The sequence below is a fragment of the Martelella mediterranea genome, assembly GCF_021021415.1.
In the GTDB taxonomy this organism is placed as follows: Bacteria; Pseudomonadota; Alphaproteobacteria; order Rhizobiales; family Rhizobiaceae; genus Martelella; species Martelella mediterranea_C.
Genome location: NZ_JAINWJ010000041.1, coordinates 49,234 through 58,988, shown reverse-complemented (window position 1 = coordinate 58,988; position 9,755 = coordinate 49,234). Strand labels below are relative to the sequence as shown.

Annotated in this window: 10 protein-coding genes; 2 read left to right on the top strand and 8 right to left on the bottom strand. The window is 58.9% G+C overall.

The annotated features are described in order from the left end of the window. On the top strand, positions 1-1,669 hold a 1,669-nt coding region (gene ligD, locus K7H91_RS19330), incomplete at its 5' end, for a DNA ligase D (protein ID WP_230721858.1). Positions 1,670-2,073: 404 nt separating this feature from the next. Beyond that, on the top strand, positions 2,074-3,120 hold the full coding sequence (gene proX, locus K7H91_RS19325) for a glycine betaine/L-proline ABC transporter substrate-binding protein ProX (RefSeq protein WP_230721857.1): 1,047 nt from the start codon (positions 2,074-2,076) through the stop codon (positions 3,118-3,120). Positions 3,121-3,418: 298 nt separating this feature from the next. Here proX and K7H91_RS19320 read toward each other — a convergent pair whose 3' ends face one another. From K7H91_RS19320 to K7H91_RS19285, 8 genes are all read right to left on the bottom strand, one after another. Continuing rightward, the gene (locus K7H91_RS19320) at positions 3,419-3,706 is read right to left on the bottom strand and encodes a type II toxin-antitoxin system RelE/ParE family toxin (protein ID WP_230721856.1); all 288 of its coding nucleotides are present in this window, start codon (positions 3,704-3,706) and stop codon (positions 3,419-3,421) included. Further along, positions 3,703-4,170 (bottom strand): hypothetical protein, encoded by a 468-nt coding sequence (locus K7H91_RS19315; RefSeq protein ID WP_230721855.1) that lies wholly within the window; start codon positions 4,168-4,170, stop codon positions 3,703-3,705. The genes K7H91_RS19320 and K7H91_RS19315 overlap by 4 nt, the downstream gene beginning before the upstream one ends. Positions 4,171-4,304: 134 nt before the next feature. Continuing rightward, entirely contained in the window at positions 4,305-4,817 is a 513-nt protein-coding gene (locus K7H91_RS19310; RefSeq protein WP_230721854.1) for a thermonuclease family protein, read from the bottom strand. Between the two features lie 25 nt (positions 4,818-4,842). Further along, positions 4,843-6,147: a plasmid replication protein RepC gene (repC, locus tag K7H91_RS19305; protein ID WP_230721853.1), complete on the bottom strand. Its 1,305-nt coding sequence runs from the start codon at positions 6,145-6,147 to the stop codon at positions 4,843-4,845. Between the two features lie 336 nt (positions 6,148-6,483). Further along, positions 6,484-6,804: an IcmT/TraK family protein gene (gene icmT / locus K7H91_RS19300; protein WP_230721852.1), complete on the bottom strand. Its 321-nt coding sequence runs from the start codon at positions 6,802-6,804 to the stop codon at positions 6,484-6,486. After that, positions 6,804-8,096, bottom strand: coding sequence for a DotG/IcmE/VirB10 family protein (locus K7H91_RS19295; RefSeq protein ID WP_230721851.1), 1,293 nt, complete (start codon positions 8,094-8,096; stop codon positions 6,804-6,806). Before K7H91_RS19295 ends, icmT begins: the two co-directional genes overlap by 1 nt. Next, complete coding sequence (locus K7H91_RS19290) at positions 8,093-9,112, bottom strand: DotH/IcmK family type IV secretion protein (RefSeq protein ID WP_230721850.1); 1,020 nt, start codon at positions 9,110-9,112, stop codon at positions 8,093-8,095. The genes K7H91_RS19295 and K7H91_RS19290 overlap by 4 nt, the downstream gene beginning before the upstream one ends. Next, complete coding sequence (locus tag K7H91_RS19285; protein ID WP_230721849.1) at positions 9,112-9,753, bottom strand: type IVB secretion system apparatus protein IcmL/DotI; 642 nt, start codon at positions 9,751-9,753, stop codon at positions 9,112-9,114. The genes K7H91_RS19290 and K7H91_RS19285 overlap by 1 nt, the downstream gene beginning before the upstream one ends. Positions 9,754-9,755: the final 2 nt, after the last annotated feature.

Sequence of the window (9,755 nt, the reverse complement as noted above, 5' to 3'; positions counted from 1 at the left end):
GAAATACGGCGACCTGGCCGAGGCCTTCGTGCCGCTTGAGGGCGAAAGCCTGCTGATCGACGGCGAGATCATGGCGGCCTCCGTGCCGAAGGATGGTTCCGCCTTTTCCGCCCTGCAGGCCGCCCTTCAGGATGGCGCGCCGCTGATCTTCTACGTCTTCGATATTCTGGAGCGCGACGGCACATCGCTCACCGACCTACCGCTGAGCGAGCGCAAACGCGCGCTTGAGGAAGCGCTGTCGCCGCTTGATACCGAAAAGGGCCCGATCCGGCTTTCTACCTACGTCGAGGGCGACGGCCAGGATATTCTCGCAAGGATCTGCAAGGCCGGCGGCGAGGGGATCGTATCGAAGCGGGCGGATGCGCCCTATCGCCACACCCGCACCAGCGCGTGGCGCAAGATAAAATGCTCGCGACGGCAGGAATTCGTGATCGGCGGCTATTCGCCGTCCACGAAGAAGGGCCGCCCCTTTGCCTCGCTCCTCATCGGCCAGTATGATGATGACGGCGTTTTCTGCTATCGCGGCCGCGTCGGCACGGGGTTTGACGAGAAGACGCTGGATGATCTCGGCGACCGGCTGAAGCGCCTTGCCCGCAAGACCGCGCCCTTTGCCGAGGTGCCGCGCGCGATTGCCCGCGATGCGCGCTGGGTGACGCCGAAGCTCGCGGCGGAGATCGATTTTGCCGAGTTCACCGCCGATGGCCATGTCCGCCCCGGCGCGTTTCTGGGCTTGAGAGAGGACAAGGAGGCAGGCGTGGTGCAGGCGGAGAAAGCGAAGGGCGACAAAGTCGCCGGCATCGAAATCACCCATCCGAACCGGCAGCTTTTCGGCAAGGCCGGCGTCACCAAGGCCGATATCGCGCGCCATTACGCGGCTGTCGGCAGCCGCATGCTGGAGATCGCCGGCCGCCGCCCGGTCTCGCTGTTTCGCTGCCCGTCGGGCATCGATGGCGAGAGCTTTTTCCAGAAACACGCCGGCAAGGGCTTTCCCGCCGAACTCGCCCGCATCGAAATCGAGGAGAAGGACGGCGAGACCGGCGAATATCTCTATGCCAGGGATGTGGCGGGCTTTGTCGCCGCCGCGCAAATGGGCACGATCGAGTTTCACGGTTGGGGCGCGCGCGCCGACAGGATCGAGGCGCCCGACCGGCTGATCTTCGACCTCGACCCGGATGAGGGCCTCGGCTTTGCCGAAACCAAGAAGGCCGCCTTCGAGATGCGCGAAGCGCTTTCCGACATCGGCCTCAAATCGACCGCCATGGCTACCGGCGGCAAGGGTATCCACGTCATCGTGCCGTTGCGGCGGAATGTGAGCTGGGACACGGTCAAGGCGTTTTCCAAAACCTTCGCCCACATGCTGGCCGAGGAAGCGCCCGAGCGCTACATCGCCACCATGTCGAAGGAAAAGCGCAGGAACCGCATCTTCATCGACTGGCTGCGCAACGAACGCGGCGCCACCGCCATCCTCCCCTATTCGCTGCGCGCCCGCCCCGGAGCCCCCGTGGCAACGCCCGTGAGCTGGGAGGAACTGGACGGCCTGAACAGCGCCGCGACGTTCACGATCGGCGATATGGAAGGGCGGCTGAAGGGCAAGGACCCGGCGCTGGCGGTGAAGCCGCAGACGCTGGGGAAGGTGGTGATTGGGCGGCTGGAGAAGCGGGTGAGGTGAGGGGCCAATGGCTGGAATGGTGCGGGGAGCGGAGACGCCGATATGCACTGTTTCTGAGTGGCAGATTTCGCTGGCCGAACGACACTATACCAAGCATTTAGGTCGACAGCATGGGCAAGCGGCGTTCGCGTTATCATAATTGCAGTAATTTTGGGCATTTTCGGTACGACACTCCCGACCGGCTGGCATCGGGTCGGAAAAGCAGAATTGAGCTCGCATGGCTTTGTTTTTCTGTCGAGCAGCTCGAAAGCAAGCCATTGAGTCATGCAATTTTTAGAGGTATCTCTAGGGTTGATGCACGCTATAGGCATCCTCTAAGGTGTCAGTTGCGGCATATAACGTTCGGATTACGACATGCGTTCCGTTGCGCCGCCGTTTTCAATTGAATAAAAAAGGAAAAATTGGTGATTTTCAACAAAGCTCAAACCATGCTCGCTGGTGGCTTACTGGCCCTGACATGGGCTTTCGCGCTGCCGCACGGAGCCATCGCAGCCGGCGAAAAGCCTGGAGAAGGCGTCAGCGTCAGGTTTGCTCAGGCGAATGACGATACGGGTTATATTATCACCGCAGTTTACACGCAACTTCTGAGCAAGCTCGGCTACGACGTCGAAGATCCGCTCGACAGCAATGTACCGCTCAGCTACCAGGCCGTTTCGCAGGGCAGTGCCGATCTCTACTATGATGGTTGGCTGCCGCTTCACAACGTCTATCTGGATCAGCCGGGCTTCAACGCCAGGCCGATCGGTTATGTGGTAAAGCAGGGTGCGCTACAGGGCTATCTCGTCGATAAGGCTTCTGCGGATAAATACAACATCAAGACACTGGACGATTTCCGTCGTGATGAGGTCAAGCAGGCTTTCGACCGCAATGGTGACGGCAAGGCAGACATGGTCGGTTGCCCACCCGGTTGGGGCTGCGAACTAACTATCTCCTATCAGATGGACGCCTTCGAGATGGGCGACGACATCAATGTCATCAATGCTGGATATTCAGCGGCCATGGCAGATGCGATCGCGGCCTATTCGAATGGCGAACCGATCTTGTTCTACACCTGGACCCCAAACTGGACCGTCAATGAACTGAAGCCGGGCAAGGACGTCGTCTGGATTGAGGTGCCTGACGTGCGGCTGCCGGAAGACCAGCAGCATTTGGCTGACACGGCAACTGTCGACGATATCGACGGCTGCGTTTCTAATCCGTGCACCCTTGGATGGCCGGTCAACGATATCCGTATCGTCGGCAATAATGACTTCCTTGATGACAATCCTGTAGCAGCAAAGCTGCTTGAAGAGGCCTCGCTTCCGATCGACTTCATTTACAAGCAGAATGCTGCGATGAAGAATGGTGCGGACTCCCCAGAAGACTTGAAAGAGCAGGCCACAGACTGGATCTCCGGAAATCAGGTCATGGTTGACGGCTGGCTTGAAGCGGCGCGTCAGGTCGCCAACTAATAAACAGAAAATACCGGAGTCTGTTCAAGTCGAGGCGCACGGAACGTGTTGGCGAATGCCTTTGCCTGAACAGCCGTGGCGCGGATGGCATCAGTGTCATAGCCACGATGGCCTTAACCGGCGCGAAGCTGCGAAAACGGCCAACTTGCGGAGCAGGTAGCGAACACGGCGTTTCATACCAACGGTCATTGAAAATGACCGTTGGTATTCCGTTTGCGAATTCCCAAGTCACCAGGACAATTGGAAAATACGCAATTCCTCCAAGCCGGGGATGCGTCAGCATCTTCGCGCCTTGGCATCAGACAGGCGGCCAATGTTGCGCGCCGTGCAGGACACGCAGAATCTCGACTCGCTCCAGGCGCGGCCGAACCCGGTATATGATGATAAACGGGGTCCGGTTGACGACGAGCTCACGGGTGCCGCGCATGCGGCCGATCCGTCCCACTTCCGGGTAGTCGGCCAGCCCGTCCGTCTGCTGCTCGATCTCCCCAAGCTGGGTAAGGGCAGCACGAGGATTCTCCCGAGCGATATAGGCAATAGCGTCCGTCCGATCGGTGCGAGCCTGGGGAAGCCAGACGACCTTCACTCAGCATCGCCCTTGATGCGCACCAGAAGCTCCGCGCGCTGGCGCGCCATATCCTGCTTGACCACCTCATGAGGAACCCATTCGGTATCCGGATCGTCGGCTTCCCTCAAGGCAATCTCGACCTGCTCGCGGAACCATTTGTCATGGGCAGCGGCTTCGTGGGCGCGGCGCAGGGCTTCGGCGCGATCCGGCCGCGAATGGGTCTTGCCGCCCGCGGTCTCGTACTCGGCCGCGTCCACGTCGAAGCGCTGGATGCCGATGTCCTTGAGATAGGAGACCAGCGTTTCCATGCGGCGGAACACCCGCACCTGGCGGCTGCGTTGCGCGGCCAACGCCCGTTCGGCCATGCCATATTTGACGAGCACCGACCAACCGCCCGGCTGGCCGACCACATGAGCACCGCTCACAGCACCGGCTTCCACGAGCCGGGATAGCGTTGAATGATCGATGGTTTCGGCGGTCACGGCATCATGTCTCCAATTGCCTTGCAGTCTATTGTTGCTATAGTATGCAATGAATAATAATTTGCAAGGCCGTCAATTGTCGAACAATGCGAATCCGTTCCATAAATCCCGTCCCGTGAGGGACGGCCTCATCGTCACCCGCACCAATGCCGTTTCCGCTCGTTCCACGCGGTCGATCCGCCTCGATATCGAAGCGCAAGCCCCTCGTTCACAAGTATTTTCCCAGCGTCCCGACCATCGACCTCGACATAAATCAGATTCCGACCGTACTTGTCGGTTGTCCCGCTGTCGATGATTTCCACGCTACCGGCCTGGCTGATCAACTCACGCAATCTGTCTCGGGCCTCATAGCCAACTTCTTCCTCGTAGCTGCACCGCGGCTTTGAAATCTCGGGCGTGTCGATGTCGAGCAACCGCATGCGCTGACCATCAATTTTGATAGTGTCCCCGTCGTAAACGCTGATTTCCCCGGCGCTGGTGACGATCGTCGTTTGCCTGCCATATTTTTCAGCCTGCCGTCCGATCTCCCGAAGGACCGATTTCGGGACGCCGATCGATTGAGCAATGCTGCCGGCCTCCGGAATGGCGGCAATCATCGCGATGGCCCCGGCAATACCGAGCAAAAATTTGGATCTCATGCGTTTCATGTTGGAATTTCAGCCTCCTAACCCACTATTGGAACAGCTCTTGGCGGCTTTGATCCGGCCGCGCGGCCAATTTTCGGGCGAGCAGCCCGTGCAAGGACTTTTCGAGATGCAATTCCCCCTCGGCGGCTTTCCGGGCCATTCCCCGCAGATATCCGCCCGGCGAACTGACCTCGCCGTCGGCATATTTTTGGGCGGTAATGGCAAGGGCGAGCGCAGCGAGCCCTTGCCCTGCGACTTGTCGCATTTCTGCCCAGGCGTGAGCCGAGACGCCGAACATGGGGCGAAGTTCCGCGGCGTATGCGTCCAGCTCGCGCCAGCTTCGCGGCGGTTCGGCGGAAAGCTCGGAAATGATCGGGCATGCGGCCAACACGGTTCGAAGATCTATCCGCCGTCCGGATTTCACCGATTCTTCGGGTTGCTCATGCCCCTCAACCTGCCGAGGCTCATTTTCAAGAGCCATCTTTTCAGCGCTGAAGGCGCTGTCAGCTTGAAAACCAGAGTGTTGCGCGTTAGCGCGACTCCGTTCTTCATTACAAGATACAGTTTCAGGTTGGGTTGTATGTTCTAATAGGTGCCCGTCAGATGACGCCTTGGTGTCAGTTTTCTTGTCCAAGTCACGCATGACGAGGGCATTGAGCGCCTTCCAGAGGCGTTCGAAATCGCGGTGCATCCGCTCCAGATGCTCGACGCTGGCGCGGCCGATCTTTCCGAGAAAGGCCCTGAGCTGGTCGAAGCGCTGGGCAATCGAATGCCAGCGCGACGGCTTGACCGTCTCCTTGGCGATTTCGAGCGTTGCCATGATGTTGCGCCTAAGCGACGTGATGTCGTTGCGCAGGACGCGCCGGCGATGGTTTTCGAGATCGAGCTTGTCGGCCTTCGCCGTCAACTCGCCAAACCGCGCTTCGAGCAAGGCGAGGCTGATGCCGTGGGCATGAACAATCCGGCCGGATCGGTCGCGATGCCCGAAGCGGCGGCAATTGGCGCTGTCATGATGCGTAATGACGCCCATGTCAGTGAGCGCCCGCAGCGCGGCGCGCGTGGCGCTGACGCTGATATTGAGCTGGCGGGCAAGGGCGTCGTTGGACAGCCAGACGATCGGCTGCGATCCTTGTTGCCAATCTTGCTCATAGGTGGCATCGAAAAGGATATTCAACAGGAGCATTTGCGTTGTGTTCGTCCGCAGCACGGGCCGAATGCGATTGAGAAGCTGTCTGATTTCCGCGCGGCCGTGATCACCAATGGGAGCCTTGGCCGCAAGGTCTGAGAAATAGGCGCGGTCGGGCGTTTGTTTGCGCCAGCCGGAGGGCCGCGCAATCGCTGAGTTCAACATTCCGTTTTCCTTGCGTTCAAGCAGGAAGCAGGCAAAGCGGTATCGTGCGCATAGAATGCGTTTTTTCTCTTGCCTACGATGTCGGGTGAATGCTAAAAAGGGCCTATCAAGTTTATTGGCCTTTTTTAGCACTAAGCCCCCGCCGGTTGCAGCCGAGCGGGGCTTTGTTGTTTTGAGCCTACCTCAACTCATCTCTCCTTTTTGTCGTGATGAATTTGACTTCAATGAAGTCAAAATAGAATCAGCGACGTGAGCCGACTGATTCCGTATCCGTTTGATTGACCGAGATTCCGCCATTGCGTCCAGCGCCTCCAGGGTTATTTGGCAGATGTTCGGTCAATGGAACGTCCTTCCGGTTTCGAAGCCATAGTCGATCATTGACCGGTATCTGTAGCCGGGCAGGGCAGGACGTTGGCGGCCAGCAACAAGGCTGCGAATGGCCCTCAGTGCATTCGGGAAAGCGTACCCATAGCGCTCGATGAGCCAGAACCCGCAGCACGCGAGGACCAGAGCGATGAAGGTCCACAGCCGCAAGTGCAACGTCAGAAGCAGGAAGAAGAATATCAGGCGTGCATCGAAGATAAGCAGGCGCGGTGTTCGTACTGTTTCCCGCCAGTAGACCGGCGTCCCGTAGATATTGAAACCGCCGTCTGCCATCAGTTCGCCACCGCGACATTTTCGAGGAAAAGGATGCCGATCATCTGACCGGCACGAACCTTGACCAAGGGGCCACTCGGCGCGTTGTTGTTGAGGTCGCTGGAAATGGCGTCGCCAGCCGCGGCGAAGCCGGCATAGATGCTTTCGTTCACCGTCGGCTTGTTGGTGATGATGGAGCCAATATTGTCGGAAATGCCAACATATTGCTGCTGTGGTTCAGATAGAGAACCACTCAGCCCGGAAATGAACGCGGCTGCCATCTTGCCGCCATACCGCTGAAAATAACGACGGTCGATGTCTGTTTTCACGGCGATGGTCGACTGCTGCGCATCGATCGCATAGGCGCTGGTGTCGTAGTTTGCGCCATCGGGCATCACGATCCGATCGAACTGAATGACGAGCGCGCTCTGCGTCTTGTTCACCTCTAAGGCGCCAATGGCGCGGGCGCCATCGAGGGGGCCATTGATGATCTCGGCGATCACAGGTCCGGGCGTATCGGAATCGGAAGCGTTCTGGATACGCGCCATGACCGTGTCGCCGGCGACCGCATAGGTTTGAACCGGTGAAGATCCGGACGACTGGACGGAACCATTGCCACCGCCCTGTCCGTTGCTGGCTGTGAGCTGTTCGGGCGGCGTATACAGATCCTGTTCAACGACAACTGTTGCCTGCGAGGCCACAGGCTGCCAGGACTGAAGCAATCCTTGCTGTTGCGCGCTCATGGCGCTCGCAAGCTGATCAATGCGTCGATAGTCAGTTTGCGGTTTGGGTGGCGGCCGGCGATCGGCGGTTCGGTATTCAACAGGTTGGGCGCGACGCTCGATTACATTGGCGGGCGCGACTGGCCGTTTGACCGGCGACGGCTCTTTCTTTTGCCCGATCGTATCAATCGACCGCATGGCTTCGTCAGGTGTCGCGATGAAGCTCTCGTCATTTTCAAAAGCTGTCTCAGCACCGACCTCGTTCGAGTGATCGAGCGTATTCTGGTAGCGCTCTGAACGTCCTTGCTGTTCGCCACCGGGCGTACTGTCGACGTTCGGCGGGCGCGCAACGCTCGACGATGGAACGGGCGAAGACGAATAGCTCTGCCACAACACGAAACCAAGACCGACTGCGATCACCAGAATACCGCCGTAGACAATGCGATTGTTGCGCTGCGCGCTCCGATCGATCGTGGAACGCCGTTCATCGTTCATGGGCGATTCAGTCTCGACTTCCGGCGCGCCCTGGTGCGTTTCGCTGGTATCGGGGTTGTTGTGGTTCTCGTCAGATCGGTTTTCTGAATCGGTCATTGGAAAATTCTCACTTTCTTGACAGAGCCATCGGACGAGATCAGTGCAACGGGCGTAGGTTTGAGCTTGTAGGCGTGAACCGAGCCGGGACCGGTCAAGCTTTCAGTCCAGGATGGTGAAAGCAGCGTGCTGGTCGTGCGGATGTAGAGATCCTTTCCGTATCGCCACGCCGATACGGACGGCTCGTCCGTGGAAAGCCTCGTGGCGCTTTGTGGAATGCCAGCACCTTGGACGAACGCCATCATCACCTTGTTGGAGGCGCGGCTCGGCGGTGCGCTTACGGCCGTGGAAACATGCGCGTTCGGGCCAAGACCGTCGACCTGATAGTCGCGCCGATATTGCGTGACCTTCTCGTTTGTCTCGACGTCGATGATTAATGGCCGGTCCTCACCGACCAGAGAAATGGTCAGGTTTGTAAAGGCATGCGGAAGAAGCGGGGTAATCATGAGCTGATTGCTGCCCTCCTGCATCGCATAGACCTGAAACGCATTGGGGCGACCGACGCCGTAGCTGGCAATGGGCCAAGCCTTTCCGGTGCGGTCAAAGAAGGCGAGGTTGGAGATCGTTCCGGGCGAGGTTTTGATGGCCGTGGTTTGGGCGGACGCCTCAAGCGAAACCTGAACCTGATCAGAGATCGCCTTCGGCCGAAAGCCGGCAGCGGGTTGAGCCGCGGCCTTCTGACTTTCATTCACCCGACGCTTGTAGTCGCGGATCAACTCGGGGGTCATCGGCATTTGAGATTGAACCGCCGCACCGTAAGCCGTGATTTCTTCGGGCGACAGCGGACGGTCCAACTCATCCAGCGACTTCAGTAGGTGGTCAGACCCAATGACAGGAAACTCGCTGTCGGGCTGCTCGTATTGTTGCTGGTCGGCTTGCTGCTGATTAATCTGTTCGGCGCGCTGCGTGCCTTGGGCAGCCGCTTGGGCAAGCCCGCTCGGCGCGTCCTGCGCGAATGCAGGGGCAGTGGTCGCTAGGAGAACGCATAGCAGGGCGCCTGAAGTACGCATTTTCATTAGGCGCCTCCACGCGCTGCGATAAAGCGGTTGATCGCGACGGCTTCAGGGGTCTGATAGGTTTCCATCCGATTGATGGTAACTGTCACAAGAAGATCCTGCCCGGACACTTCGCTCGCGGATTCATAGGTGATGCGGAGCGGAATCTGCACGACCCACTGATAAACGCCACGGGCGTTTGGCCCCTGCGACAGGATCACCGCATCTTGTGCGACTGCCGTAGTATTCAGCCTGCGTTCTTTCACCATTTCGAGCTGGCCGCTCTTGTCCAGAGCGTCGATGAACGAATTCCATCCGGCGGGCTGGGTGAAATACTTCTGCACGGCGGTGAGGTCGGCGCGATAGTTGGTGAACGAGTAAGTCAGCGCGGCGGTCACGGCCTGGGTGGCGAAGTTGGCGACTTCGTTTGCATTGAGGTGCGGTTTATCCAACGCCACCAATGGCAAGATTTGGCCGTTGGTCGTTGTCGCAAAATAGCGCGGCTCGGGCTTATGGGTGGCAAGGTAGGCCGCAGCGCCCACCGAAACGACGGTTGTGACCAGAAGCGCACCGCTGATCACCGACATCACCCGGAACGCTGTCCGGTACGTCTGTGTGCGCTTCATGACGGTTTCGAGTGCGCCGTAGGATTGCTCGCTCATGA

Coding starts and splice junctions, on each gene's coding strand:
- K7H91_RS19310 (WP_230721854.1), bottom strand. CDS start 4,817: ATGAAACGCATGAGATCCAAATTTTTGCTCGGTATTGCCGGGGCCATC.
- repC (WP_230721853.1), bottom strand. CDS start 6,147: ATGTTGAACTCAGCGATTGCGCGGCCCTCCGGCTGGCGCAAACAAACG.
- icmT (WP_230721852.1), bottom strand. CDS start 6,804: ATGGCAGACGGCGGTTTCAATATCTACGGGACGCCGGTCTACTGGCGG.
- K7H91_RS19295 (WP_230721851.1), bottom strand. CDS start 8,096: ATGACCGATTCAGAAAACCGATCTGACGAGAACCACAACAACCCCGAT.
- K7H91_RS19290 (WP_230721850.1), bottom strand. CDS start 9,112: ATGAAAATGCGTACTTCAGGCGCCCTGCTATGCGTTCTCCTAGCGACC.
- K7H91_RS19285 (WP_230721849.1), bottom strand. CDS start 9,753: ATGAGCGAGCAATCCTACGGCGCACTCGAAACCGTCATGAAGCGCACA.